Raw genomic sequence first — 25,574 nt, forward strand, 5'->3', positions numbered from 1 at the left:
CCGAAGGCCGGATAGCTGCCGTTCGCTGCATGCGGAGGGCGATTCGCAGCGAGCTCGGGGCAGCCGCCCCAGCCTTGGGCGCGATTGGCAATTGGCAATTGGCAACGTCAGTATGCGTCGCTGAAAGATTCGTCGGCACACCAAACCACTTGGCCTTGCCGGAACCAGAAATGCGAACCGCAATCCCTTTTCCGCCATACCGACGGGTACAGCGTTGCCGTGCCATCCGCGTGCTGAGTGAGTTGCCAGCATGGCCGATCGTCCGGCAGAAGGTTCATATGCAGTATGTGCCCGCAACCGCACGGACACAGCATCGCCGCCTGTTCTAAAAAGCCATCGTCATCGACGACGTAAATCGTATCGGCAGCGAGCTGCGCTGGAAGTGCCTCATTCACAATAACGGTGCGGTATGGCTTCGATTTCTGACCATAGCGGCGACCGACAAAAGGTCGAAGGAGCCAACGCCAGGCTGTCAGGAGCCACTTCATGGTTTTGGCTTTTCAGAAAGTTCGGTTAGCCGCAGCAACGGCCGCATGTCGCCTTTGCCCACATGTGGCTCGAGCAGTTCGCATGGCTCACTATGGCGCTCGTACATCAGTTCCATGCTCGCCAAGCTGAATGTAACCGACCCATAATCACCGTTCTCTTCCTCCCTGAACGGGTGAAGTCTGGCGAGCAATTCGTTCACCGCAAGCGACGCGGCATACATATTTACACTGATGACGGCAGGCCGGTGGCCTTGGACCCCGGCAATGTAGCCGTCCTTCATTTGCTGCGCGTGCGCTGCCGGATCGGTGCGGCGCAGTCCGGCATCGGCCACTTGCTTCATGGTGAAAAGGCCGCGCGTCATCAGGCTGGACTTGCCGGGCAGCAGGTAGTGAACGGTGCCGCACACCTCCCGTATCTTGCCCTTGTTCGGCCCCTCGCGCACCGCGTCGAGGCGCACGCCAATGTCAAAATAGGGTTGCAGGTAGAACGTCGCGAGCGTGTTCAGCAGGTAGCGCCCGTCGATGGTATCCATGCAGCCGAACACGACATCGCATTGGGCGACCTCGCGCACGACGTGAGGCGACCAGAGATTGCCGGTGACGCGTATAACTCGCGTGCCAAGTCCGGCGCGGTCGATGTTATCGCCGATAACATCCGTTTTCGGGCGTTTCTTCGCGGCATCGTCCATCGTTGAATTGAGGATGCGGTTGACGTTGCGATCTTCGATATGATCGTCATCGACCAAGACAATTTCGCCGACGCCCAAGCGGAAAAGCTGCTCGATGACGGGGCTTCCGGTCCCCGAACAGCCAACTACGGCAACCGCCAAGCGGCGTAGCCGTTCAATCGTGCCTTCATCGAAAATCTGCGCGTGAGACGCAGCGAAGCTCGGGATGGATTTGTCGCCACCCGCTGGATACCAAAACTGCAAATCATCGCCGACGACATTGACGCATTCGATGGGCATCAACTTATCTTGGACCAGGACGCGTCCGAATACCTCACCCGATGGCATCATGATGGCACTGCCATGAGGGGCATCAATCTCGGTTGAGTCGCGAACCATCGGCAACAGAAGACCATCGCTTCTGTCATCGGTCGGTGAAAAAGCGGGATAGCCATTGGGGTGGCTATGAATCTTGATGAAGCTCAACCCTTCGGCTTCCGCGCGGTTGAGAATATCTTCGATGGCATCCGTCTGCCACGTCACGCTCACCGCCGTTCGTTCACATTGCGCGTGCGGAATTTCTTCGACGTACCGCACAAGTAGGCGATGCCGCCGATCGCCGCGCCGACGTGCGCAAAGAAGGACGGCAACCGCCTCCTTACCGTCGCCGGGGAACAGATGAGTGTGCAGGCGACGGTGCTGATCGTCCGTCATGCTCAAGGTGATGGGCGGGTTCATTTCTCGAACTCCCGCTGCAGCCAATCTTCGATCAACACGATGTGCGTGCCGAGGCTGTCGATGGCGGGCCGCCAAGGATTTTGCGCCGTGCGGTGACGTGACCAACGCTGATAAGAAAGCCCCGCGATCTGCTGCACCGCTTGCGTCGCCCCAATCGGGCGACCGTCGGTGCGGGCAAGCGCCGGATGAAAATAGACCATATCCAAAGCGGTGTTGGGATAGCCCGTTTTCAGCCGGATAGCCGCAATGACGGTCTTGTGATTGTAGCCTTCATGCGTGGGGAAGTCGTGGATGAGAACCCATTGGGATCCATCCACGACCGTTTCCCAAGGCAGGCCGTAATCGTTGAGGAGTTGCTCGTCTTCGGGCAACAAATCGAACTGCCGACGCATTGCCCTTAGCCCTCCGTCTGATCGCGCGGCAGCGCCTTGAACTTCTCGATACCGGGATGGCGCAGATCGACCTTTTCGTTGAGATCGACTTTCTGCGGACGCTGGCCGGCGACCTTCACGCGCAGCGTGTAGTCTTTCGGCGGCGTCAAACCGGCGAGTTCGAGAACTTCGCGACCGGTGATGTAGCGATCATGGACGACGAACGGGTCGCCATTCACCTTGATCTTGTATCCCCGGCAGTGAGGCGGCGCTTCGCCACGACGGGCGTAATCCTCCAAATCTGCAATTTCGTCCGAGATTTCTTCACGGATCGCCTCAATCACCTCATCGGCCGAGACGTCCACCACTTCATCTTTATCCATCATGAGCTCCATGCGCTGGCGTGTTGTTGCAGGTGTTATTGCCTACGCGCTTAGGATACGTGGCGTGCTAAATACGTCAAGCAGAATTTAGCACGCTTGACGCTTTTAGCAAAAAGGCTATGATTTTTTACGGCGGATTCCGCCTTCAACCCATAGCTAGGAGGACCGATGAGCGATGAAATTGATGTAGGGCGAAAAGGCGAGGCGTTGGGAATCTATCTCAAGAGCCTCAGATCGGGGACAGGCCTAACCCTCCGAGAAGTGGAGGATGCCACCAAAAAGGACGTGTCCAATGCATACTTAAGTCAGTTGGAGAACGGCCATATAGCGAAGCCCTCACCAAATGTTCTGCACTCGTTAGCCAGTGTCTATAAAGTACCATACGCGAAGTTGATGGAACGGGCTGGTTATATTTCGCCGAATGCCAGAAGCTCGAATACAGCCAAACATGGACGAGCGGCAACTTTCTCTATTGAGAATCTTACCTTGGACGAGGAGAAGGAGCTGCTTCAATATCTTTCCTTTGTCCGACAGAAAGCAAAATCTTGATCAAGCCCGATGATAGCCGCCTGACACCGGCTCAATATGCAAAGGTAAGATCCGAAGCCGAGCGCGCCTTGTCACTGGCAGGCGCGCTTGGTCGTTTTCCGACGCCGATTGATGACATCATGGCGGCCGCCAACGTCCAGGAAGTGAAAGAAGACGTTCTCAACGAAGGCTTCATCCTCAAACTTCGCAGGCAAGCCAGCGGCGCGCTGAAATCGGCGCTCAGCAAGGTGATTGGCCTGTTCGATGCCAAAGCGCGGCTGGTCTTCATCGACCGCACATTGCACGTCGTAAAACAGACGTTCGTGCGGCTGCACGAAACGGGTCACGCCTTCATGGCGTGGCAGCGCGATCTCTATGCCGTGGTGGAAGATTGCGACCAGACCATCGAGGCGGCGACCGCCGATCTTTTTGATCGCGAGGCGAACGTCTTTGCATCAGAGGTCGTTTTCCAACTCGACGGCTTCACGAAGGAAGCGGAGGAAAAGACCTTCGGCATTCTGGTGCCTGTCAATCTCAGCAAAAAATATGGCGCGTCCATATATTCGTCGGTCCGCCGGTACGTCTCGCATAACTGGCGGGCCTGTACCGTCGTCGTGCTTAACCCCCCGGAACTCAATCCCGGCGATGGATTCCGGGCGTCGCTTCGACGGCATTGCTCATCGCCGCGTTTCACCGAGATATTTGGCGAGATCAATTGGCCGCTGGTTTTCACGCCCGATCATCCCGTCGGCGCGATGATCCCCATCAATGGGCGGAAGATGTCTGGCAAGCAGATGATCTCCCTTAAGGATCGAAACGGCCACACTCACGAATGCATTGCGGAGGCATTCACCCAGACCTATCAGGTTTTCATCCTCATCCATGCGGTGGGCACCCTCACCAGCAGTTCCATCATTATGCCGGGCATCCGCAAGAACTAGCGTTGCCTGCGGCCCGCGCCTTGGGCGCGGCGCACCCGGAGCCTACAGTCACGTAGTCCGATCGGTGATGTCGGCTTCTCGCAGACGTCAGCCTGAAAGCAGACTGGCGCTTCGCGGCCACTAAACTCTCCGCTCCTCCAACCGCACAATCCGCACCACGCACCGCGCCGGAATCTCGATCACGCCGCTCAGCATCACGCGCTCTTCGTCGCCGACGATCGTTGCCGATCCGGCGAGCACCTTGATGCAATCGTCGTCGTGGATCAGGCGACCGACCGAGAGGCAGGTCTGGACCGGTTCGGGCGCGAAGGCTTCGTAGGAGACCCAGCCGCCATAGGGTTCGCGCGGCTGGATCCATTCGATTTCGACCCTGCGGCCGAAGCGCGCCGCGATGCGGTTGGCTTGGGCGTCGTCGAGCAGGCTCATGGCTCGCCTTCCGCCTGTGGCTGGCTGTCGGTGTCGGCCGCCTGCTGGCCCGCTTTCCACGCCGCCCAGCTTGCCTCGCAATAGGCGGCGTTCCATTCGCGTTCCAGCTCGGCGATGGTGCGTTCGATGCGCCGCCTTGCGCTGTCGCGTTCTCGGCCGGTGCCGCCGCCGCGGAGGCTGTTGTCCGCCAGGAAGTCATGGGGGTGCTGGAGCACGGGTTGGCGCGATTGCTGCCAGCCCTCGGCGCGTTCGCGCAGGCTGTGGGCCGTGAGCCGCAGGTCGCCGCGGGTGACCTGGTCGCCGGTCAGGTCGCTTTCGCCGGCCTCGCCCTCGATCATATGATCCGCGTAGCGCTCGAACCATATCTCGTCCTCTTCGCCGCCCTCGGTCCAGGGGACATGGGGTGCGGGGGGCGGGGCGGGGTTCGCCAGGTCGCCGCCTTCCTCCGCCACCCAATCGACATTGCCGGCGCCGGCGCTGATCGGGACGATCATGTCGGGGTGCAGCATGTGCCATTCGTGTTTTTGCGGATTGGTGTAGGCGTCCTCCTGGCGCACCGCGTCCCAATCGGTGCCGGGGCCGGTGAGCATGTCCCATGCGGCGCGCTTGACCGGGTCGTGCGAAATCTTGCGCTGAAAGGCGGTGCGGATGATGCGGAGGCGGTCGTCGAGTTCGGTTTCCTGCCGGCGGGCGCGCTGGTTATGCTCGAACATGGCGGCCTGACGCTCGACATCCCACTCGAGGCGCCATTTCTCGCGCAGGCGGTGGATCGCGTGCGGGATCGCGCTGGCCGGGCGGCCGTCGACGGGATCGACGCCGGCGAAATTCTCCGGAAAGCGGCTGGCGGCGATATGCTGCATCGCGCGGATGTGGGGACGGCGGCGTTCGAGGATGACCTCTCCCCGCTTCGAGATCGTTTCGGGCACGCCATAGATGGCATATTCCATGAGCAGGTCGGCGACGCGGCGCGCGCCCATTTCGACCGCGCGGTCCCACGCGGCGGCGAAGCTGTCGGCGCCGTCGCGTTTGCGCAGCTGGTAGAGCGCCGACGTGCTGTGGCCGATCGCCTTGGCCGCCATGCTGACGGCGCCGGTCGCGGCGAGCTGGGCGATGAAGATGCGCTGTTTCTGGGCGTTGATGCCGGTCCAGCGCTTGCTGTGTTGGGGGGCGGGGGTGAATTCGAGTTCGGGCGCCAGCTCGTCGGGATCGAGGCCGTTGGCGCTGTCGAGCGGGGCGGGGAGGGGCGGGAGGATTTCCTGTTTCATCGCTGAGTCTCGCTTCTGGTTCATGGAACTCCGCTAACGAACCATATTGGAACTATGTAGGAAAGGATTTTTTTCGCGGGCGGGGTGGGGGGCGAATGGGGGCGCGATTGCCAGCGTCGCCGGTCGTGCCTATCGTGCGGCGACGGGAGACGCGCGATGGGCGGGGCGGACGGCGAGGACGCAGGCGGGCAGGCGGGCAGGCACACGGGGGCGCGGCCGCGGCGGATCGACGAGATCGCGGTGCACAGCACGCTCAACGACGGCACCGCGGTGTGGCTGCGCACGATCACCCCCGACGACGAGGAATTGCTGCGCGACGGGATTGCGCGGCTGTCTGCCGAGTCGCGCTACCTGCGCTTTTTCTCGCCGGCGCGCGAACTGCCGCCCGCGGTGATCGAGCGGCTGGTCGATGTCGACGGGCACGACCATATCGCCTGGGGGGCGATCTGCAGCGAATGTCCGGGCTGGCCGGCGATCGGCGCGGTGCATGCGGTGCGCCACCGCGGCGGCGGGCCGGTGGGCGAATTTTCGGTCGCGGTGATCGACGAATTCCAGGGGCGCGGTCTGGCGCGGATGATGGCAGCGGCGCTGCTGGTCGATTGCCGGGCGGCGGGGCTGGTCGAACTCGACGTCCACATCCTGTCCGAAAACGCCGCGGCGAAGCGGCTGGTCAAATCGATGGGGGCGGTGTGGACCGGCGAGTCGGCGGGGGTCGCCGAATATTGCCTCGACGTCGAAGGGGCGCTCGCCGCGCTGCGCGCCGACCGCGATGCGCCGGGAGTGCAGGACGTGCTGCGCGCGCTGGAGGGAGGCGAATAGTCCCTTCCGCCGCCGCGGGTCGCGAACGGCGGCGGAAGGGTGGGTTGCCGCGCAGCGCCGAAGCGCGTCCGGCCCGCTATGTCCGATAGGCGCGGCGCGGCGGTGCGGCGGTGACAGGGGTCACAGGATGAAAAAGGCCACGCTCATGAAAAAGGGCGCCGGATGGGTATCCGACGCCCTTCGTCCTGCCCTTTAGGGGAGGCAGTCTTATTTGTTCTGGGTGTCGCCCACGCCGGTTTCCGACGGGGCGATTTCGCCGTTGTCGTCCATGGCATTGGCCTTTTCTTCGCCCATTTCTTCGACGACGTCAGCCTTGTTTTCCATGGCTTCCTTGGCGGCGCCTTCGGGCATGGCGTCGGCCTGATCGTCGATCGCGTCGGCCTGGGCTTCAGCCTGATCCTCGACCTTGTCGGCTGCGGGGCTCTGGCAGGCGCCGAGAGCGAGGGCCGAAGTGGCGGCGAGGGTAATGAACATCTTGCGCATAATGAGACCTCCTATTTGACTCCCGGTCATAACGCGGTGCGGTGGAGTCGGTTGCAACATTTGTGCAAACTATTCGAAATGGGGCCGAATATATTGCGATGAAGCGCGCAAAGGACGGATTTTCGCCAAAAAAAGAGGGCGCCGCGGCGCCCTCTTTGCGACTTCGATGCTGCGCGGCGCCGTTAGAAGCGCTGCTGGCGCTCATAGAGGTCGCGGTAATGCTGGATGCGCGTGACGCGCAAGCCGGGCATGCCGCTGCGGTCGATCGAGCGCTGCCAGCTGGCAAATTCCTCGAGCGTCAGGCTGTAGCGCTCGCACGCTTCATCCACCGACAGCAGCCCGCCGTTGACCGCGGCGACGACCTCGGCCTTGCGGCGGACGACCCAGCGGGTCGTGGTCGGCGGCGGCAGCGAGTCCAGCGTGAGCGGCTCGCCGAGCGGACCGATGACCTGGGCAGGCCGGATTTTCTGGTTCTCGATCATAATCATTCCATTGCTTCACCGGCCAGGGGGTGGGCCGACGACGACGGGTCTATATGCAAGGGATTCAACATCGGCTGAAACCCTCTGGTAAACAGGCTGTTCATAGTTTCGGGCGAGCCGGTCGCGGTGTCCGACAGATTGAGAAAACGGACCGGAATCGTCGCGTCCTGCGGCCGATCGACGACGGCGCCGCTCATCATCGCGCGCAACATCTTAAGCGTCACCAGATGCGCGCGGCGATTCGCCCGCTCGCGCAGGAGGTGCGCGGTCGGCAGCGCGGCCTGACGCGCACCGGAGACCGCCGAAATAATGTCGAAGCCGGGCTTCGACAGGCTGGCGGCGCCGGCAAGGCGCGGAAGATCGGATGGGGCGAGGTTCATGCATCCTGTCTAGTCCCGACCGCCTAAGGTCCCGTAAATGCCCATTTCATGCCTCGTTAGCGAAGCTTAACCCGCGTCAATATCTTGACAGGCGGCGCCGAAAAGCTGGCATTTTCGCAGAGTCGTCCCTAGATGACGGCGATCATGGCCACGCTGATTTCCTCCCCCGCCGGGATTGCCCAGGCCGACTTTCAGCTTGCCGGACCGATGAAGGACCGGCGAATCGTCGTCGCGATGTCGGGCGGAGTCGATTCGAGCGTGGTCGCGGCGCTCGCGGCGCGATCGGGTGCCGAGGTGATCGGCGTGACGCTGCAGCTTTATGATCACGGCACCAAGGCCAAGCGCGTCGGCGCCTGCTGCGCGGGCCAGGATATTCGCGATGCGCGCGCGGTCGCCGACCGATTGGGTTTTGCGCATCATGTCTATGATCATGAAAGCCGCTTTCGCGACACGGTGATCGACCAGTTCGCCGACGAATATCTGGCGGGCCGGACGCCGATCCCGTGCGTGCGTTGCAACATGGGGGTGAAATTCACCGACCTGTTCGCGCTGGCGAAGGAGCTGGGGGCCGATTGCCTCGCGACCGGCCATTATGTCCGCCGCGCGATGGGGCCCGGCGGCGCCGAGCTGCACCGCGCGGTCGATCCGGCGCGCGACCAGAGTTATTTCCTGTTCGCCACCACACAGCAGCAGCTCGATTTCCTTCGCTTCCCGCTCGGCGGCATGGAAAAGAGCGTGGTGCGCGAGATCGCCCGCGAGCTGGGACTGGGGGTCGCCGCCAAGCCCGACAGCCAGGACATTTGTTTCGTCCCCGACGGCGATTATGCGACGCTGGTGCGCAAGCTGCGTCCCGAGGCCGACGACCGGGGCGACATCGTCCATGTCGACGGCACGGTGCTCGGCGCGCACAAGGGGCTGATCCATTATACGGTCGGTCAGCGCCGCGGCATCGAGATCGGCGGGCAGGCCGAGCCGCTGTACGTCGTGCGGCTGGAAGCCGAAGCGAAGCGCGTCGTGGTCGGGCCGCGGCGCGCGCTCGCGGTGGCGGCGGCGCGGCTGGGCGAGGCGAACTGGCTGGGCGATGTCGATGGCCGCTCCGTGCTGGCCAAGGTGCGCAGCATGGCGCGCCCGGTGGCAGCGCGCGTGGACGGTGACCGGCTGATCTTCGCCACCCCCGAATATGGTGTCGCGCCGGGGCAGGCGGCGGTGCTGTACGATGCGGGTGACGAAAGCCGCGTGCTGGGCGGCGGGTGGATCGAGGCGACGTTCGCGGCCGATGCCTGACGATCAGCGCGCGGAATAGATTGAAGTTTCCGTCCCGATGCTCCAGCCTTGGCGGCAACAAGGGAGACGGATATGATCAACTGGGTTTTGCGCGGCGCGGTCCTGCTGTGGGCCGTCTTTTTCGTCATTGTCGGCGCGCGGGGTCTGCTCGATCCCGCAAGCTATAGCGAGACCTTCCAGATCGTCGTTGCGGGCGCCGCGACCAACACGTTGCGCGCCGACCTGTCGGCCTTTTTCCTCGTCGCAGCCGGCGCGGCGGCGCTCGGCGCGCTGGTGCCGGGATGGACGCGGGCGCTGCTGGTCCCTGCCGCCCTCTACGGCACCGCGCTGGCCGGCCGGCTGTTCGGCGCGGCGATGGGCGATCTGGTCAACGGCAGCATCGTCCAAGCGATGATCATCGAGGCGCTGTCGGTCGCACTGATGGTCGGGAGCTGGTGGATATTGTCGCGCCCGGCCGCCGCTACTGTCGATGGCGTGGTCGAAGATCGGCCGGTGCTTTGAGTCGAGGCGTCTCGCTACCCTGAATTCCTGCCGGTTGTGTTTGCGACGATGTTGTGAGTAACTGCCTTCCGGGTCGCTTCTTGTTTCCGTTGGCAGTGGAAGAGGAAGCCTATGACATCCGGAGAGGACAAGCGGGACCGGCCTGACCGGCGGTCGGACGACCGACGCACGGCCGATGATCCCGACTATAAGGGACCCGAACGCCGCAAGGGCGACCGGCGTTCGGGCGAGGATCGCCGATCGGCCGACTGACAGCGGCGGGGCGGCACGTGCCAACAAGGAGGATTGCCGTGTCCGAACCGCGCCTGCCGCGTCTGAGCGTCGATATCGTGTCCGATGTCATGTGCCCGTGGTGCATCGTCGGCTGGCTGAAGTTCGAGCGGGTCATGGCGCATTTCGCCGGCCGGCTGGATTTTCGCGTCCAGTGGCATCCGTTCGAACTCAACCCCGCCATGCCGCCCGAGGGCGAAGATGCCGGCGATCATGTGCGGCGCAAATACGGGATCACCGCCGAACAGAGCCGATCGAACGGCGAGCGCATGGCGGGCATCGCCGCCGACCTCGGCTTTGTCTTCAATCGCGGACCGGGGTTCCGGATGCGCAACAGCTTCGACGCGCATCGTCTGCTGACCTGGGCGGGCGCGCTCGAAGACCCCGACCAGCAAGCCGCGACCGGCATCCAGACGGCGTTGAAGCTGGCGCTGTTCCGGGCGCACTTCACCGACAATCGCGACGTCGGTGACCCCGGGGTGCTGGCCGAGGTCGCGGCGTCGGTCGGGCTCGACGCGGCGCGCGCCGCGACGATTCTGGCCGGCGACGAGTTCGGCGAGATGGTGCGGACCGAAGAGGCCTATTGGGCCGACCAGAATGTCACCGGCGTCCCGGCCTTCATCCTTGGCGGCCGGATGATGATCCCCGGCGCGCAGGATCCCGAGGTTTTCATTCGCGTCATCGAAAACAAGGTGCTGGCCGCCGCAGCCTGATGAAGGCGACGGAACCGCGCGGTCGCGGCGGACGTTGACCCGGCATTCCCTCCCCGCATCGGCAGTCCTGCCAAGCGGGCCCCTTAATGGAGCCGGACATGGCCGACACGCCGCGCAACCCCGACGACGATGCTGCACCCGAAACCGTCAACCGCGAACAGCAGGACGAGGAGGCACAGGCGCAGGACGTCGCCGACGCCGCGCGGCACAGCCGCCTGCAGGAAGACAGCGACAAGTCTCCGTCGAACGGCGAGGGCGACGATGCGCAAGACCTGGTCGACCATATGCGGCAGATGACGCGATCGGGTCGGATCGACATGGACGCCTTTCGCGGCGAGCGCAGCGATGACGACGAGGATGGCGAACTGGGTCCCGGCGGTGTCGAAGACGACGCGCCGCGCGGTGCGCCCTGATCGGATTCGATGCCGCAGTGGACGCGTTACCCTGACACGGAGGCCATAACGGACCCGGATCGTTGAGATTTTGCTAAGCCCGGGCTGGCAGGGTCCGACGATGGCCGGCCCCGATTTCCTCTCCGCCCATCGCCGTCAGCGGCGGCGGCGTTCGCAGCGCCCTCCGGCACGATCAACGGGAGGCGTCGGCGCGATCCGCTGGGTGACGCCGATCATGGCGCTGGGCTTCGTCGCGACGCTGGCCGCGTTGCAATATGCCCCGACCGACGCCGGTTTTCCGGGCGCGGATGCGGTGCCGATCCGTGTCGTATCCAGCGCGTCGGCCGATTATGCCGCGCCGGCGGCGACCGGGGGCGACTCGTTCAGCGCGCGCTTCGGCCTGTGCCACAGCGGCGGCGGGCGTCACTGCGTCGTCGATGGCGACACATTCTGGTTCGCCGGCGAGAAATATCGCATCGCCGACATCGATACGCCCGAGACCCACCCGGCGCGATGCCCAGCGGAGGCGGCATTGGGAGCGGCCGCGACCAATCGCCTGCAGCAATGGCTGAACGCGGGCGGGTTCACGCTGCAAACGATCGATCGCGACACCGATCGCTACGATCGCAAACTGCGGATCGTGACGCGTGGCGGGACGAGCGTTGGCGATGCGCTGATCGATGAAGGGTTGGCGCGGCGGTGGGGAGGCGCGCGGCAGCCCTGGTGCTAGCGCCAAGCTAGGGTCGTGATTTTAGGATCCGCGGTGACCGGTGCTGGGCGGCGCCGGCGGCAGTTCTTCGCGCAGTGGCGGGTTGGGGCCTGCGAGCTGGCGACCGACGTCGGCGGCGAGCAACTGCGCGACCGGATCGTCGGTGCGTTCGGCCCATTCGGCGCGGCGCGCCTTGAGCGCCGCGGCCCGCTCGCTTTCGGGCAGCGCCTGCACCTCCAGATAGAAGCGTGTCAGCTGCAGCCACGGCGCATCGTCGGTGAGCACATCCTCGGCCCAGCGGCTGAACGGGCCGCCCGCCTGACGCCATGCGCCGTCATGCCGGGCGAGGAAAAAGAGCATTCGCGATCCGCGCGGGAAGACATAGCGGTAGCAGGCGCCCGACAGGCTTTGCGGGTGCGCTTCCTGCAGTTCGTAGGGATTGCTGAGTTCGAGCGTGGTATCGGTCGCGAGTCCCGCGGGCAGCTCGATCGGTTCCGTCGGCACCGCGCCCTTGAGCGCGGCGACGGGGAGGAGGCGGACCGCGCCGCCGGGATCGCGATCCGATTCGGAAACCGTTGCGAGGAGGATGAGGTCGGCGCCCGCGACCAGTTCCATATTGGTCGGGACGCGGTAGCCGGGGGCGACCGAACAGGCCGCAGCGGGAAGCGGCATGGCGGCGAGCGAGAGCGCGATGGCGAGGATGCGGGGCATGACGCGAGGCTAGCGCGGCGCGCCACGCTTGAAAAGCGCCGCACCGTTCTCCCGGCTCGTCAGACTGCGGGAGCCAAGTGCGCTGCGGCGCGTATGACTGCCATACCCGTGCGGGATCGGCCGCGCGGCGACAAGGAGACAGACGATGGCCGAGCATGACCATAGCGCGATAAAGGAACATATGACCATCATCGGTGCCGACGGCGTCCATGTCGGGACCGTCGATCACCTCGACGGCGAACGGATCAAGCTGAGCAAATCCGACAGCCCGCAGTCCGAGGACGGCCAGGGTGCCAAGCATCATTACCTGCCCGCCGGGCTGGTCGCATCGGTCGATGGCGACACGGTGCGCCTGTCGGCGACCGCCGCCAATGCGGTCGATCTGTTCGAAGAGGCCGAATAGCAGCGCAGGCGAGACGATCAGCAGCGAGCCGCTGGCGCAATGTGGCGCCGCGGCATGGATACTGGCCCGTCCGGCTGTCGCGGGGCGGGCCTTTCCCTTGGCGCGAGCGCGTTCGCGCTTTTTCAACGCGTTGTCGCTAGCTTGCGGCCGATATGGCACAGGATGGAGATGATCTGAGGGCGCCGCTGCGCCGCGCAGGGTGGCCGGCGGCCGCCGCCGCGCTGCTGCTGTTCGCGCTGGGTTATGGCATCGCCAACCGGTTCCAGCTGGTCCACGGGGTCGCGTATCGCTTTGCCGCGGGCGACGGCGATGGCGCGGCGATCGCGCTGGCGTTCATGGCATTTCAGGCGCTGGTGCTGTTCGCGGCGCTTGTCCTGGTGCCGCGGCGCTGGGCAGTGCCGCTGATCGTGCTCGCGGGCGCCTCGATCCTCGTCAACATCGGCTATACGCAGATCATCCCCGAACTCGTGGACGGCGGGACGCTGGCGTGGATGCTGGCCGAGATGCGGCAGGCCCCGCATGCTGCGGGGCAGTTTGCGGGGGCCTTTGCGCTCGTGGGTGTGCAGGTCGTGGCAGCGCTTTCGCTGTTCGTGCTCGCGCGCGGCTTGGCACGGCGTCATCGGCGCCTGCCGTGGAACGCGGCGATCGGGGCGACGCTGGTCGTGCTGCTCGTGGTGCCGGGCATCGTTTATCGCCATGCCGAGGTCTGGCCCGAGGGCGCCGAGCGGAGCCTCTACGGATTGGGCTGGGACCTCGCGACGGCGCCCGCGCCGCCGGCGCGCGCTGCGCCGGCGCTGAAACCCGCGGCGGGCGCCGCGACGCCGCGGCATATCGTGTGGCTGATCGACGAAAGCGTCGCCGCGGCGCCGTTCGAGCGGCTGATCGCGCCGCGGCTGGCCGATACGCCGCACCTCGATTTCGGGGTCGCGGCGGCGATGGGACATTGCAGCGCGCCGGCGCAGGTGGCGCTGCGATCGGGGGTCGATGTCCGCCGCGTGTCGCCCGCGACGGACCTGCGCCGGACCCCGTCGATCTGGGGCTATGCGCGCGCCGCGGGCTATCGCTCGATGATGATCGAGGGGCAGACCGCAGGGGCGCCGCAGAATTTGATGCTGCCCCCCGAACGCGCGCTGATCGACGCCTATCGACCGATGGCGGGCGGGATCGACACCGACTTGCGGATCGCCGAAGCGCTGAACCGCCGGATGCGGGGGACGGGGCGGACCTTTACCTTCGCGGTCCTGCGCGGGGTGCATTTCCAGTATCGCGACCATTATCCGGCGGGGGCGATCGCGGCGGACAGCCCGGTCGCGTTGCAATATGACACGGCGCTCACCTGGTCGAAGCGCGACTTTTTCGCGCGCCTGCTGGCGGGAGTCGATCGCGAGCGGGTGGCGATCGTCTATACGTCGGACCATGGCCAGAATCTGGCGCCCGGCGCCTTGCCGCATTGCAGCCGCGATGCGGCGGCGGACGAGTTTCGGGTGCCGTTGCTGACGTTCCTCCCCCAGCGGCTCGCGGCGCGCTATGCCGCGGCGCCGCGCGAGGGGCATTCGGCGAGCCAGATATTCCCCGCGACGCTGATCTGGATGGGCTATGATCCGCGGGGCGTCGCGGCGCGGTACGACGATGACCTGACGAAGCCGACCGCGCGCTATGTGTGGTTCGGGCGCACGGTGATCCCGATCGCGCCGGGCGATGCGATTTCGGTGACCGCGGGACCCGACTTTCCCGGCACCGCGCCGCGATAGATGCAGACCAAGAGACTCAGGCCCGCGAATCGGTTATGATGCGGACGGTCGCGCCCATCGCAGCAGGCGAAAACCCGCCGCTGTCCGTTGTTTCCGTTGTTGAATCAGGCAGGGGATAGAGCATGAACGGCTTTTCGAAATCTATGGTCGCGGCGCTGGCGTCGGCATCGCTGCTGGCGGCGCCCGCGGCGGCGAAGCAGACGGCGGGGTTGCAGGACCTGGTCGGGGCGCGCGGCGCCGGCGGCGAGACGCAGCTGGAGATGCGCGGCTATTCGCACATCGAGACGCACCACGACGGCGACCGCAAGCATGGTTACTGGTGGAACCGCGACAGCAAGCAATGCGCACATGTCGTGACGTGGGATGGTCGCTATCAGTCGATCGAGAACGCCTCGAAATCGGACTGCAACCAGGGTGGAGGCGGCGGCGACAATGCCGGCGCCGCGGTCGCCGCGGTCGCGGGCATCGCGCTGATCGCCGCGCTGGCGAGCAAGAAGCACCACCGCGACGACAAGGATTACGACCAGCGGCAGACCGGGACCTTCGACCGCGGCTATCGCGACGGGCTGTATAATGCGCCCTATCACAATTACGACCGCTCGGACGCCTATTCGAGCGGGTATCAGGCCGGGGTGAACGAGCGGAACGCCAATCTGGGGCATCATTATGGCGGCGGCGGATATCAGGAGGTCGGCACCTTCATGGACCTGAACGGCGCGCGCGCCGCGGGCGCCGACGAGGAAATGCGCCGCCGCGGCTTTGCCAATGTCGACAGCTTCAAATCGGGCAACACCGCCTATTCGATCTGGAATCGGCGGGCGAGTCGGCAGTGCGTCCAGATGACGGTCGCCGACGGACGGGTTTACGACATCCGCGACATCCAGACCCACCCGCGCTGCCGCTGAGCCGAACGCGCCGCATCGCCGCGGCTGGCAACTGGCGCCGCGCCGCGGCGCTGCTATGGTGGCGGCGATGAAGCATTGGGACCGCAGGATCGTGATTTTGGGGCGGCTGCAGGCGAAGCCGCTGCTGATCGGGCAATTGCTGTGCGCGCTGGCGCTCGCAGGCCTGATCGCGCGGCAGGCGCGCGGGTCGAGCGCGCTGGAGATCGTCGGCAGCATCTTGTTCGGCAATCTGCTGGTCACCGCGGGGATCGCCGCGGCGGCGTTCGGGCTGAACCATTTCCACCGCATGTGGCGCCGCCGCGAGCGCTGGATCTTTCACGACGGGGCGAAATTGCACAGCGGCGGCGCGTCGTGGCCGCTGCCGCTGATCCGCGACGTGGTGATTGCGCGCAACGAGCTGGGCATCGCGTCGCTGCGGCTGGTCGTCGACGACGACAGCGAGGTGACGCGCGAGCTGGTGAAGCTGTACCTGCTGGCGGACCGGCCGGAGGCGGTGCGCCAGTCGGTGCTGTTCGCGGTCGGCGGGCTGCGCGGCTTTCCGGGCGGGTCGGCGATGAATTGAGGGGCGGGGGGACTGCCCCGGCGGCGCCAAAGTTCAGGAAAGGTCAGCCTCGTGACGCTCCTGCGCGTTCGCGCCGTTGCCGGGGGGCGCCGGGACGGCGTCGCGTTCGTCCGCGGCGTCGCGATACCAGTGCGGCAGTTCGCCGTCGCACAGATCGGCGACCTCCAGCGCCACGGCGAGATCCTCCGGCGCCATCAGCGCTGCGGGGGCGGCGGGGGGTTCGGGGTGGAGGTGGACCAGCGCCTCGGCAACCGGGGTCGCGGCGGGAGCGGGATCGCGGCGGCGGGCGGCGGCATCGCGGAAACAATCGGGGCCATAGGCGCGCAGCAGGAACATGAGGAGCCGGTCGCTCTGGCGCAGGCGGCGGCCGATGCGGCGGCCCTCACGGTCGAACACCGGCTCGTCGGTGCCGACCAGCGCGCGTTCGAACGCAGCGTCGAGCAATTTTTTCGACGCCGCGTCGATCGCCGCCGACCAGGCGCGGTCGAACGCTTCGGCGCCGGGGGACCGGCGCAGGCGGTAGGCGGAGGATTCGGACATGCCGACGGTTTGCGCGGCGGTGACGACCGATCCGCTGTCGGCCAGCGCCTCGATAAAGGCGCGCTGTTTGTCGGGCGACCAGCCGTCCTTGCGGCGCTTTTTCAGCACCGGCACCCATTCGTAGGCGGCGGGGTCATGCCCGTGCGCGTCGCGCGCGGAGGTGGATTGGGGGGTGGGGGCGAGGGCCGCGTCGGGCGCGGCGATGGGGGCGATGTGGCTCATCCGCCAGTTTGGAACATAAAAGGAACATGTAGGAAAGCGTTTTTTTGGGTGGGGGTGCAAAAATAGGATTTGCGCGCGCGCGGCGTGGCGGCGACGCGTGGGGGCGGATTCCGGCTGATGCGCCGGAATCCGCCAGATTGTCAGCCGCCGGTCGCGGGCGTCCCGGATATCGATGCCGGGACGGCGACGGGTGCGGGCGAGGGTGCGGCGGCGGGCATTGCCGCCACCGGCGCCGGCTCGACCATCGTCGCCATCAGCGCGGGCGGCGCGGCGGGCGTGCCCGCGGGGACGGCAAAGGCCAGCTCGTCCTTGGTCCGGACGCTGAGTTCGCGGCCCGCCGGGATGCGGCCTGTCTTGCCGGTGATGAAGGGTGCGGCGACCCACACGAGCGCGACGGCGGCGACGGTTGCGACCGTGTTGCCTTCGCCCTCCTGGCGGAAGGTGCCGATCAGCGGGATGCGATTGCCGCCGACGTCGACGTAACGCATTTCGATTTCCATCTTGCCAGACTTCCCGAACGCGCCCTTGCCGGTCTTCCAGGTTACTTCGCCGGTGGCGCGGGCGCCTTTCGGGATCACCACGAAACCGTCCTGAACGACATTGTGGACGACGGTCAGATAGAAGGTGTCGCCTTCTTCATTTTTCTTGGTCGACAGTTCCTCGTTCACGCTGAGCAGCACTTCGGTGTTGGCGGGCAAGGTGCGCGTCGGGTTGGCGGACGGAGCGGCGACAGGCACCGCGACGAGCATCGGCGCGGCGTCGACCGACGCGGGAACGACCGGCGCATCCTGCGCCGCGACCGGAGCGAACGCAGGCGCGACAAGCGCGAGCGCAATGGCGCCCGCGAGCAATTTCGATTTCATGATAGCAACCCCCCAAAGCGGCACGCCCCCCGCGTGCCATCTGCGGTGCAGAACAGGGAATCGGGGGGCGGTCAATCCCGTTAACTTTCAGCGTGGCGCCGAAGCGGGGGGAGGAGTGGTTCGCACGAAGCCACGAAGCCACGAAGAGGGGGGCGGATGAGGGGGCAGTGTGGGGATTTAGGGGTTGGCGGTGGTTTGTGAGGGCGCGTGTGGATTAGGGTTCGCGCGAAGACGCGGAGACGCGGAGGGGGTGGGTGCTACCCCTCGTTCGTCATGCCGGACTCGATCCGGCATCCATTCCGCCCTCGCCGCTATGGATCCCGGATCAAGTCCGGGATGACGAATGCGGGGGTCGCGCGGGATAGCGGAGGGTGGGCATTATCCGCCCAACCGCGGCAACCCCAGTTCCTCGGCCAGATCGCGCCAGTCGGGGTTCGCCGCCTCGATCAGCTCGATCTTCCACTTGCGCTGCCAGTTCTTGATTTGCTTTTCGCGCGTGATGGCGGCGTGCATCGTCCCGGCGCGTTCGAACCAGACGAGCGTTTTGACGCCGTAGCGTTTGGTGAAGCCATCGAAGCTGCCGCCCTGGTGCTGGCAGATGCGCTGGATCAGGTGCGAGGTGACGCTGGAGTAGAGTGTGCCGTACCGCGCGCTGGCGGTGATAGTGTCGCAGGGCTGGAAGTCGGCATGCATGGGGTGGAGGCTAGGGCGGCGATGGACCCCGGATCAAGGCGGACAAGTCACGGGCCTCGTCTGCGGGTGACCAATCTAGCCAAACCGGATGCTTCCCCGCGCATCTTCTTGCCGGACTTGATCCGAGATCCATGTGGCGTCGGAAACTGTCACCGTAACCGCAATGTAATTCCAGCGATCACGCCGTGCAGAAATGAACTCCTTCGGCAGCCATCATGTCGAACTGCTGTTTGTCATCTCTAACTTTGCTAATATACTTTATTCTATACAATTCAAAATTCAGCATCCAATACTGATGGCGATCGTGGGCATCTTTTGTCGCGCATGATTTCCTAGCAAATTCTTCTATCTGCTTCCTTGTTTCACCAATAGAATAGCAGTGTAGAAGTAGTAGGCTTAGGCAGTCTCTGGATTTGATAATCATTGCTGAGATAGATCCAGGTATTTCTATCCCATAATGGTTACAATAGTACATATACCAACACATCGCATCGGTTCTGCGATTTAGGGCCGCATCGTGAAGAAGCTCAACGAGGCATCGGTCAATATTCAGTTTCTTGAATTCCGATAGCGAAATTTCAAAGTATCGAATCGAAGAATGTAGATTTGGGACTTGGAAGCACAAGCTTATGCATCCAGACAAGGCTGCTTGCTTGGAATATTTCCCTAAATACCGGTTTGATAGAATAGCAAAACCGTACTTATAAGCCGATCTATTTCCGTATCTTTCGGAAATTTCTACCATGGAATCAATAAAATCAACAACTTGACTTGGTCTTGGGCGGTTTGGTAGTAATTTCGCAACTTGTTTGATATGATAAAGCCACTCATCGTTATTGTGACGAGGGAGAGGATGTATTTTTGTCTTCTTCGCATTGAGGACAAGTTTGTATCGGTCAAGTTCCCGTCTAAGTGTATTTATAAACTTTTCTGCCTCCGATCTCGTCGGCGTAAAGCATGTGAAGTCATCAATATACCTATAAAAATTGAAGCCTTTCTTGGTAAGAGAATCATCTATTTTTGACATTATTATTTCGGCAGCTATGTTTGAGGTAGCTGGACCAATTGCTACCCCATTTGTTTCTTTCCTTTTGCATCGTTGAAATGATTGATCAATTTTATCAAACCATTGGTTATTATCAGAGGCTTTGGCGTCTTTTATCCCAACAAGTGCCCATGCAATGGAGTGAGTATATATACTTGGGAAAAAGTTCGCGACGTCTGCTTGAACGAGAAAATGATTTGACATCCTGCGACGTAGACCACCGAGAGACCTAACAATCCAGTTCTGATAGTTCATTACTATTATACGACCATCTTTGTGCGGTCGCGGCTTTACGTAGCTATTTCCGGAGGAGACTCTTGGATAGATATTCCCCCAATTTTCCCTGATAGTGAGTACCAAGTTTGCATAAGCTGCCGGGTGGGGAATTGCAGATTGTCGCAAATGACCGTCCGCGCGGGTTAGCGTTAGGGTGACGGCATCGTGACCATATTTTGGATTGGTTTCGTTAAGGCCCTTAAATTTCTTAGCGACGTCAAGGGAGAATGTGGTCGAATCAAAAACTGGTGGAAGTTCATCGAAATTAGTTCGTTGTCGCGGCAAATAATTCGCCCTCAACAAGCGTTCTGCAACAGCGTCGGCTCCCATCCCACTGATGTTAATGGTAAGAGCTTGAGGTTTTTGGCTATTTTTCGAGATCAAGGCCAACGAATGGACGAAGGATTTCAAGAACGCCCATATAGAATGAATTATGCCCACATTTTTTCCAGTCTCGGGAACGCGATGTAGCGCTAATCCAAATTTCTATTTGTTCAAACCGAAAACCCGCCCGCGTTCCGCCGGTTCGAGCTCGCCGCCAGCACCTTCTTGCCCTGTGGGGTCAGCGCCCATTTGGCGCCCTGTTTCACCACCAGCCCCAGCGTGACGAGTTCGTCGCGGATCGGGTCGGTGGGGAGTTGGGGGCGGCGGTTCGACAGGCCTTCGAGCGTCGAGCGCTGTGGCTGGCTGAGGATGATGAGTTTCTGTTTGTCGGTCATACGGCTTCTTTCCGGTTGCGGGTCTGGTCGCCGCGGCCTGCGATCAGGCCGGCGATCGAGATGTCTTCGTCGATGTCTTCCCAATGCAGGCCGGCTGGGCTGAGCGACACGGCTTTGCGTTGGGCGGGGGTGGCGTGGAGAAGGCGCGGGAACCACTCGAGCGGAATGCCGAGGGTGCGGCCGTCCTCCAGATCGACCCAGAAGCTGTCGTCGTCGAAGCGAACCGCGACGGGTTCAGGAGAAATGCTCATTCTGCGCCCTTCCGATCTGCTTGCGTTGCTCCAGTATCACGTTGCTCGAAAGCCGAACGTGTCGGCGTCCTGCCCACCCCGCTGCGACTAACCAGCAAGCTGGCAAGTCTCGCTGCCCCTCCCGCTTGCGGGAGGGGTTTTGGCGTTCTTACTCGGCGGCGATCCCCGCTTTCGCGAACATGTCCTCGCCGTCTGTTTCGGCGGCGATCGTGGGGGCGAGGTCGTCGTTGGCTTTGGCTTTCTTGCGGTTGTCGAAGCTGGACCAGACGTTGTTCCATTCGCCGCGGGTCGCGCCCTTGCTGTATTCGGTGGCGCGGGTTTCGAAGAAGTTGGCGTGCTCGACGCCGTTCAGGAGCGGGGCGAGCCAGGGGAGGGGGTGTTCGTCGATCATGTAGATCGGCTGGAACCCCAGCTGGCCGAGGCGCCAGTCGGCGATGTAGCGGATGTAGCGTTTGATTTCCTTCGGCGTCATGCCGGGAACGGGGCCCTGTTCGAACGCGAGGTCGATGAACGCATCCTCCAGCCGCACGGTTTTCTGGCAGGTGTCGATGATGTCTTCCTTCACCGCCTTGGTCAGGCAGTCGCGTTCCTTGGTGAAGGTGTGGAACAGCTTGATGATGCCCTCGCAATGCAGGCTTTCGTCGCGGATCGACCAGCTGACGATCTGGCCCATGCCCTTCATCTTGTTGAAGCGCGGGAAGTTCATCAGCATCGCGAAGCTGGCGAAGAGCTGAAGCCCCTCGGTAAAGCCGCCGAACATCGCGAGGGTGCGCGCGATATCCTCGTCGTTATCGACGCCGAACTGCTGCATATAGTCGTGCTTGGCGCGCATCTCGTCATATTCGAGGAACATGCCATATTCGCTTTCGGGCATGCCGATGGTGTCGAGCAAGTGGCTGTACGCCGCGATATGCACGGTTTCCATGTTGCTGAACGCGGTCAGCATCATCTTGATTTCGGTCGGCTTGAACACGCGGCCATATTTGTCGTGGTAGCAATCCTGCACCTCGATATCGGCCTGGGTGAAGAAGCGGAAAATCTGGGTGAGCAGATTGCGTTCATGGTCGCTGATCTTTTGCGCCCAGTCGCGGCAATCCTCGCCCAGCGGCACTTCCTCGGGCACCCAGTGGATCTGCTGCTGGCGCTTCCAGAAATCGAACGCCCAGGGATATTCGAAGGGCTTGTAGGTGTTGCGGGATTCTAGAAGGGGCATGGCGGACTTCCTTGGAAACAGGCGGTTATTGCGGGGCGAGGCGGCGAGCTTCGGTAACGGGAAGGCCGCCCTCGGTCGGAACATAGATCAGCGAGGCGCGCGACGATTCGAGCGCCTGGATTTGCAGGTAGCGCAGATAGCCTTCGGGGCCGCCGAGGCTGTTCTGCAGGATCGCGTTCGCTTCGGCCGCACCCTTCGCACGGATGACCTCGGCCTCGGCGAGCGAGATCGCGCTTTCCTTCTTGGCACGCGCCTCGAGGATCGCGACCTGCCGCGACGATTGCGCTTCGGCCAAGGCCGCTTCGCCGGACAGCCGCTGCGAATAGACGCGGTATTGGGGATATCCGATCAGCACGACCAGCAGCAGGACGGCCGCCGCGCCGATGGCCGCCAGGGTGCACCCGGCATTCTTGTTCATCGGCCGATCCTCACTGGCAAGCCAGACACTCGTCGTAATCGGTGGTCTGCAGGTCGTAGACCGGGGCTTCCGAGGTGTTGTCGGCCTCTACCCCGCCCGCGAAGCCGGCGCGCTGGACCGATTTCGAGCGGAGGTAATAGAGCGATTTGATGCCGAGTTCCCACGCGCGGTAGTGGAGCATGAGCAGGTCCCATTTCTCGACGTCGGCGGGGATGAACAGGTTCAGCGACGCGGCCTGATCGATGTACGGGGTGCGGTCGGCGGCGAGTTCGAGCAGCCAGCGCTGGTCGATCTCGAAGCTGGTCTTGAAGCAATCCTTTTCGTCCGTGGTCAGGAAGTCGAGGTGCTGGACGCTGCCGCCCTTTTCCAGAATCGAGTTCCAGATATTGTCGCTGTTCTTCGCCTTGTCGACGAGCAGCGCCTCCAAGTGCGGGTTGCGGATCGAGAAGCTGCCCGAGAGCGTCTTGTGGGTGTAGATGTTCGCGGGGATCGGCTCGATGCACGCGCTGGTGCCGCCGCAGATGATCGAAATCGACGCGGTCGGCGCGATCGCCATCTTGCAGCTGAAGCGCTCCATCACCCCCTGATCGGCGGCGTCGGGGCAGGGGCCGCGCTCGTTGGCGAGCAGCATCGACGCCTGATCGACCTGCGCGCGGATATGCTTGAAGACGCGCAGGTTCGACGATTTCGCCATCGCGCCTTCGAACGGCAGGCCGCGCGCCTGGAGGAAGCTGTGGAAGCCCATCACGCCGAGGCCGACCGAGCGTTCGCGGCTGGCGCTATATTTGGCGCGCGCCATTTCGGGCGGGGCGCGGTCGATATAATCCTGCAGGACGTTGTCGAGCATGCGCATGACGTCCTCGATGAACAATTTGTCGCCGTTCCACTCGTCCCAGGTTTCGAGGTTGAGCGACGAGAGGCAGCAGACCGCGGTGCGATCGTTGCCGAGATGGTCGCGGCCGGTGGGCAGGGTGATTTCGCTGCACAGGTTCGAGGTGGTGACCTTCAGCCCCAGGTCGCGGTGATGCTTGGGCATCATGCGGTTCACCTGGTCGATGAAGATGATGTAGGGCTCGCCGGTCGCGAGGCGGGTTTCGACGAGCTTCTGGAACAGCGAGCGCGCATCGACGGCGCCGCGGACGCTCTGGTCCTTGGGGCTGCGCAGGTTGAATTCGCGGCCGTCGCGCACCGCTTCCATGAACTCGTCGGTGATCAACACGCCGTGGTGGAGGTTCAATGCCTTGCGGTTGAAGTCGCCCGACGGCTTGCGGATTTCGAGGAACTCCTCGATCTCCGGGTGGCTGATGTCGAGATAGCAGGCGGCCGAGCCGCGGCGCAGGCTGCCCTGGCTGATCGCGAGGGTCAGGCTGTCCATCACGCGGACGAAGGGGATGATGCCACTGGTCTTGCCGTTGAGGCCGACGGGTTCGCCGATGCCGCGCACGCTACCCCAATAGGTGCCGATGCCGCCGCCGCGGCTGGCGAGCCAGACATTCTCGTTCCACGTCTCGACAATGCCTTCGAGGCTGTCGGGGACCGAGTTCAGATAGCAGCTGATCGGCAGGCCGCGGCCGGTGCCGCCGTTCGAGAGCACGGGGGTGGCGGGCATGAACCACAGCTTCGAGATATAATCGTAGAGCCGCTGGGCATGGTCCTGATCGTCGGCATAGGCGCTGGCGACGCGGGCGAAGAGATCCTGGTATGATTCGCCGGGGAGCAGGTAGCGATCCTCGAGCGTTTCCTTGCCGAAATCGGTGAGCAGTGCGTCGCGGCTTTTGTCGGTGACGATGTCGAAGCGGCGCGCGTGGACCTTGGCCTCGCTGCTGTCATTGAGCTTGGCGGGCGCGGCCGAATCGGGCTGCGATTCGCCGGTCGCCGGCGCGTCATTCTTCGTCAGTTCCATCGTCGCCACGTCGCTCGTCTCCACCCGTTCCGTTTCCCGAAAATCCATCTTGCTCGTCCCCGATTGCCACTGCGCCGCGGCGCAAATGTTCCTGTCTTGTTCGACTCGGGACGAAGCCCCAGCCTAGCATCTATTGGGTCGGTCGGGGCACATAATTTTCGGCGCAAAAGGCTCCTTCCCGTGCCCACATGCGGTGGGCGACGGAAATCCGCCGATTCTGGCCCGATACTAATTCTTGGGGTGCCCCCGTGGTCGACCCACCATCTATAGTGCCACGTCGGCGCTGCGATGCAAGACGGTAAATGACGGATTAGGGACTCGGTTCGTCGATATTTTGATTCGCCTCGTCGCGTCGTCACCCCCCGTGCGGCGGCAAAGTCCCGCCTTTCCGCGGGTGCGGGCGCGTTGGGTCGCGGTGAGACGTTTTTTGCCGACGGCCACGCGGCGGGACCCCAAACGAAAACCGGCGCGGATCGCTCCGCGCCGGGTCCCCCGTTTGACTTGTCGATCGGTGGCGGGCGTCAGGCGACGCGGCGCACCTCATTGCCCTCGTCGTCGATGTCGCGCAGCACATAGCCGCGGCCCCACACCGTTTCGATGTAATTCTCGCCTTCGCATGCCAGCGCGAGTTTCTTGCGCAGCTTGCAGATGAAGACGTCGATGATCTTGAGCTCGGGCTCGTCCATGCCGCCATAGAGGTGGTTCAGGAACATTTCCTTGGTCAGCGTCGTGCCCTTGCGCAGCGAAAGCAGCTCGAGCATCTGATATTCCTTGCCGGTCAGATGCACGCGGGTGGTGTCGACCTCGACCGTCTTGGTATCGAGATTGACCGCCAGCTTGCCGGTCTTGATGACGCTCTGGCTGTGGCCCTTCGAGCGGCGGACGACCGCATGGATGCGGGCGACCAGTTCGTCGCGATGGAACGGCTTGGTGACATAATCGTCGGCGCCGAAGCCGAACGAGCGCACCTTCGAATCCATTTCCGAAATGCCCGACAGGATCAGCACCGGCGTCTGCACCTTGGCGGTGCGGAGCTTTTTCAGCACGTCATAGCCGTGCATGTCGGGCAGGTTCAGGTCGAGCAGGATGATGTCGTAATCATAGAGCTTGCCCAGGTCCAAACCCTCTTCCCCCAGGTCGGTGGTATAAACGTTGAAGCCTTCGGTCGTGAGCATCGTGTCGATCGCTTTTGCGGTCGTCGGCTCGTCCTCGATCAGCAATACGCGCATTGGGCACCCCTTGATTGTTTCCCACGATG

General features: G+C 63.4%; 33 protein-coding genes. 13 read left to right on the forward strand and 20 right to left on the reverse strand.

The genetic code is table 11. The features are described from left to right. Positions 1–107 precede the first annotated feature (107 nt). From HEQ22_RS02625 to HEQ22_RS02640, 4 genes are read right to left on the reverse strand one after another with little or no spacing between them, the layout of a single operon-like run. A complete protein-coding gene (locus HEQ22_RS02625) occupies positions 108–488 on the reverse strand; it encodes a DUF6527 family protein (protein WP_432769648.1) in 381 nt (126 codons plus the stop codon). Next, entirely contained in the window at positions 485–1,894 is a 1,410-nt protein-coding gene (locus tag HEQ22_RS02630) for a ThiF family adenylyltransferase (RefSeq protein WP_432769649.1), read from the reverse strand. Before HEQ22_RS02630 ends, HEQ22_RS02625 begins: the two co-directional genes overlap by 4 nt. After that, positions 1,891–2,286, reverse strand: a complete 396-nt coding sequence (locus tag HEQ22_RS02635) for an E2/UBC family protein (protein ID WP_432769650.1) — start codon at positions 2,284–2,286, stop codon at positions 1,891–1,893. The genes HEQ22_RS02630 and HEQ22_RS02635 overlap by 4 nt, the downstream gene beginning before the upstream one ends. A 5-nt stretch (positions 2,287–2,291) precedes the next feature. Then, entirely contained in the window at positions 2,292–2,651 is a 360-nt protein-coding gene (locus HEQ22_RS02640; RefSeq protein WP_432769651.1) for a multiubiquitin domain-containing protein, read from the reverse strand. 165 nt (positions 2,652–2,816) lie between these two features. On the opposite strand from HEQ22_RS02640, the gene HEQ22_RS02645 reads away from it, so the two are divergent. Further along, positions 2,817–3,197, forward strand: a complete 381-nt coding sequence (locus HEQ22_RS02645; RefSeq protein WP_432769652.1) for a helix-turn-helix domain-containing protein — start codon at positions 2,817–2,819, stop codon at positions 3,195–3,197. Next, positions 3,194–4,117, forward strand: a complete 924-nt coding sequence (locus HEQ22_RS02650) for an ImmA/IrrE family metallo-endopeptidase (RefSeq protein WP_432769653.1) — start codon at positions 3,194–3,196, stop codon at positions 4,115–4,117. Before HEQ22_RS02645 ends, HEQ22_RS02650 begins: the two co-directional genes overlap by 4 nt. Before the next feature lie 120 nt (positions 4,118–4,237). Here HEQ22_RS02650 and HEQ22_RS02655 read toward each other — a convergent pair whose 3' ends face one another. Together HEQ22_RS02655 and HEQ22_RS02660 are read right to left on the reverse strand one after the other, a co-directional pair. Further along, entirely contained in the window at positions 4,238–4,543 is a 306-nt protein-coding gene (locus tag HEQ22_RS02655; protein WP_432769654.1) for a hypothetical protein, read from the reverse strand. Beyond that, positions 4,540–5,808: a hypothetical protein gene (locus HEQ22_RS02660; RefSeq protein ID WP_432769655.1), complete on the reverse strand. Its 1,269-nt coding sequence runs from the start codon at positions 5,806–5,808 to the stop codon at positions 4,540–4,542. Before HEQ22_RS02660 ends, HEQ22_RS02655 begins: the two co-directional genes overlap by 4 nt. Before the next feature lie 156 nt (positions 5,809–5,964). Between HEQ22_RS02660 and HEQ22_RS02665 the strand changes: the two genes are divergently transcribed. Then, on the forward strand, positions 5,965–6,627 hold the full coding sequence (locus tag HEQ22_RS02665; RefSeq protein ID WP_432769656.1) for an N-acetyltransferase family protein: 663 nt from the start codon (positions 5,965–5,967) through the stop codon (positions 6,625–6,627). Between the two features lie 207 nt (positions 6,628–6,834). On the opposite strand, the gene HEQ22_RS02670 is transcribed toward HEQ22_RS02665, so the two are convergent. From HEQ22_RS02670 to HEQ22_RS02680, 3 genes are all read right to left on the reverse strand, one after another. Continuing rightward, a complete protein-coding gene (locus HEQ22_RS02670) occupies positions 6,835–7,110 on the reverse strand; it encodes a hypothetical protein (RefSeq protein WP_432769657.1) in 276 nt (91 codons plus the stop codon). A gap of 182 nt (positions 7,111–7,292) precedes the next feature. Then, complete coding sequence (locus HEQ22_RS02675) at positions 7,293–7,592, reverse strand: DUF1153 domain-containing protein (RefSeq protein ID WP_432769658.1); 300 nt, start codon at positions 7,590–7,592, stop codon at positions 7,293–7,295. A gap of 2 nt (positions 7,593–7,594) precedes the next feature. Then, positions 7,595–7,972 carry a hypothetical protein gene (locus HEQ22_RS02680; RefSeq protein WP_432769659.1) on the reverse strand — a complete coding sequence of 126 codons (378 nt, stop codon included), beginning with the start codon at positions 7,970–7,972 and terminating at the stop codon, positions 7,595–7,597. A 144-nt stretch (positions 7,973–8,116) separates the two neighbouring features. On the opposite strand from HEQ22_RS02680, the gene mnmA reads away from it, so the two are divergent. The 6 genes from mnmA to HEQ22_RS02710 all read left to right on the forward strand — a co-directional run bounded on the left by mnmA (position 8,117) and on the right by HEQ22_RS02710 (position 11,862). Next, positions 8,117–9,256: a tRNA 2-thiouridine(34) synthase MnmA gene (gene mnmA, locus HEQ22_RS02685; protein WP_432769660.1), complete on the forward strand. Its 1,140-nt coding sequence runs from the start codon at positions 8,117–8,119 to the stop codon at positions 9,254–9,256. Positions 9,257–9,328: 72 nt separating this feature from the next. Beyond that, a complete protein-coding gene (locus HEQ22_RS02690; RefSeq protein ID WP_432769661.1) occupies positions 9,329–9,757 on the forward strand; it encodes a hypothetical protein in 429 nt (142 codons plus the stop codon). A gap of 111 nt (positions 9,758–9,868) precedes the next feature. Further along, positions 9,869–10,009: a hypothetical protein gene (locus HEQ22_RS02695; protein ID WP_432769662.1), complete on the forward strand. Its 141-nt coding sequence runs from the start codon at positions 9,869–9,871 to the stop codon at positions 10,007–10,009. Between the two features lie 38 nt (positions 10,010–10,047). Beyond that, positions 10,048–10,740, forward strand: coding sequence for a DsbA family oxidoreductase (locus HEQ22_RS02700; protein WP_432769663.1), 693 nt, complete (start codon positions 10,048–10,050; stop codon positions 10,738–10,740). Positions 10,741–10,838: 98 nt separating this feature from the next. Further along, positions 10,839–11,153 carry a hypothetical protein gene (locus tag HEQ22_RS02705; protein WP_432769664.1) on the forward strand — a complete coding sequence of 105 codons (315 nt, stop codon included), beginning with the start codon at positions 10,839–10,841 and terminating at the stop codon, positions 11,151–11,153. Positions 11,154–11,253: 100 nt separating this feature from the next. After that, positions 11,254–11,862: a thermonuclease family protein gene (locus tag HEQ22_RS02710; RefSeq protein WP_432769665.1), complete on the forward strand. Its 609-nt coding sequence runs from the start codon at positions 11,254–11,256 to the stop codon at positions 11,860–11,862. A gap of 21 nt (positions 11,863–11,883) precedes the next feature. Here the strand turns inward: HEQ22_RS02710 and HEQ22_RS02715 are convergent, their stop codons facing one another. Further along, positions 11,884–12,552 carry a hypothetical protein gene (locus tag HEQ22_RS02715; protein ID WP_432769666.1) on the reverse strand — a complete coding sequence of 223 codons (669 nt, stop codon included), beginning with the start codon at positions 12,550–12,552 and terminating at the stop codon, positions 11,884–11,886. Positions 12,553–12,697: 145 nt separating this feature from the next. Here HEQ22_RS02715 and HEQ22_RS02720 point away from each other — a divergent pair, with 145 nt between their 5' ends. The 4 genes from HEQ22_RS02720 (at position 12,698) to HEQ22_RS02735 (ending at position 16,173) form a co-directional block, all read left to right on the forward strand. Further along, a complete protein-coding gene (locus HEQ22_RS02720; protein WP_432769667.1) occupies positions 12,698–12,955 on the forward strand; it encodes a DUF2171 domain-containing protein in 258 nt (85 codons plus the stop codon). Between the two features lie 152 nt (positions 12,956–13,107). Then, the gene (locus HEQ22_RS02725) at positions 13,108–14,706 is read left to right on the forward strand and encodes a sulfatase-like hydrolase/transferase (protein ID WP_432769668.1); all 1,599 of its coding nucleotides are present in this window, start codon (positions 13,108–13,110) and stop codon (positions 14,704–14,706) included. Positions 14,707–14,828: 122 nt separating this feature from the next. Further along, a complete protein-coding gene (locus tag HEQ22_RS02730; protein ID WP_432769669.1) occupies positions 14,829–15,611 on the forward strand; it encodes a hypothetical protein in 783 nt (260 codons plus the stop codon). 67 nt (positions 15,612–15,678) lie between these two features. Continuing rightward, the gene (locus tag HEQ22_RS02735) at positions 15,679–16,173 is read left to right on the forward strand and encodes a hypothetical protein (RefSeq protein ID WP_432769670.1); all 495 of its coding nucleotides are present in this window, start codon (positions 15,679–15,681) and stop codon (positions 16,171–16,173) included. Positions 16,174–16,206: 33 nt separating this feature from the next. Here HEQ22_RS02735 and HEQ22_RS02740 read toward each other — a convergent pair whose 3' ends face one another. The 10 genes from HEQ22_RS02740 to ctrA form a co-directional block, all read right to left on the reverse strand. Continuing rightward, positions 16,207–16,935, reverse strand: coding sequence for a hypothetical protein (locus HEQ22_RS02740; protein WP_432769671.1), 729 nt, complete (start codon positions 16,933–16,935; stop codon positions 16,207–16,209). A gap of 140 nt (positions 16,936–17,075) precedes the next feature. Then, the gene (locus HEQ22_RS02745; protein ID WP_432769672.1) at positions 17,076–17,798 is read right to left on the reverse strand and encodes a hypothetical protein; all 723 of its coding nucleotides are present in this window, start codon (positions 17,796–17,798) and stop codon (positions 17,076–17,078) included. A gap of 378 nt (positions 17,799–18,176) precedes the next feature. Beyond that, on the reverse strand, positions 18,177–18,491 hold the full coding sequence (locus tag HEQ22_RS02750; protein ID WP_432769673.1) for a GIY-YIG nuclease family protein: 315 nt from the start codon (positions 18,489–18,491) through the stop codon (positions 18,177–18,179). Positions 18,492–18,669: 178 nt separating this feature from the next. Continuing rightward, the gene (locus HEQ22_RS02755; RefSeq protein ID WP_432769674.1) at positions 18,670–20,223 is read right to left on the reverse strand and encodes an RNA-directed DNA polymerase; all 1,554 of its coding nucleotides are present in this window, start codon (positions 20,221–20,223) and stop codon (positions 18,670–18,672) included. Between the two features lie 83 nt (positions 20,224–20,306). Further along, positions 20,307–20,531 (reverse strand): hypothetical protein, encoded by a 225-nt coding sequence (locus tag HEQ22_RS02760; protein ID WP_432769675.1) that lies wholly within the window; start codon positions 20,529–20,531, stop codon positions 20,307–20,309. Then, a complete protein-coding gene (locus HEQ22_RS02765) occupies positions 20,528–20,782 on the reverse strand; it encodes a DUF2442 domain-containing protein (protein ID WP_432769676.1) in 255 nt (84 codons plus the stop codon). Before HEQ22_RS02765 ends, HEQ22_RS02760 begins: the two co-directional genes overlap by 4 nt. Before the next feature lie 148 nt (positions 20,783–20,930). Further along, positions 20,931–21,995, reverse strand: coding sequence for a ribonucleotide-diphosphate reductase subunit beta (locus HEQ22_RS02770; protein ID WP_432769677.1), 1,065 nt, complete (start codon positions 21,993–21,995; stop codon positions 20,931–20,933). A gap of 25 nt (positions 21,996–22,020) precedes the next feature. Further along, positions 22,021–22,413, reverse strand: a complete 393-nt coding sequence (locus tag HEQ22_RS02775) for a membrane protease subunit (RefSeq protein WP_432769678.1) — start codon at positions 22,411–22,413, stop codon at positions 22,021–22,023. Positions 22,414–22,423: 10 nt separating this feature from the next. Further along, a complete protein-coding gene (locus tag HEQ22_RS02780; RefSeq protein WP_432769679.1) occupies positions 22,424–24,364 on the reverse strand; it encodes a ribonucleoside-diphosphate reductase subunit alpha in 1,941 nt (646 codons plus the stop codon). Between the two features lie 473 nt (positions 24,365–24,837). Then, entirely contained in the window at positions 24,838–25,545 is a 708-nt protein-coding gene (ctrA, locus tag HEQ22_RS02785) for a response regulator transcription factor CtrA (RefSeq protein WP_088443381.1), read from the reverse strand. Between the last annotated feature and the right edge of the window lie 29 nt (positions 25,546–25,574).

The organism is Sphingopyxis sp. (assembly GCF_050916055.1).
Classification (GTDB): Bacteria; Pseudomonadota; Alphaproteobacteria; order Sphingomonadales; family Sphingomonadaceae; genus Sphingopyxis.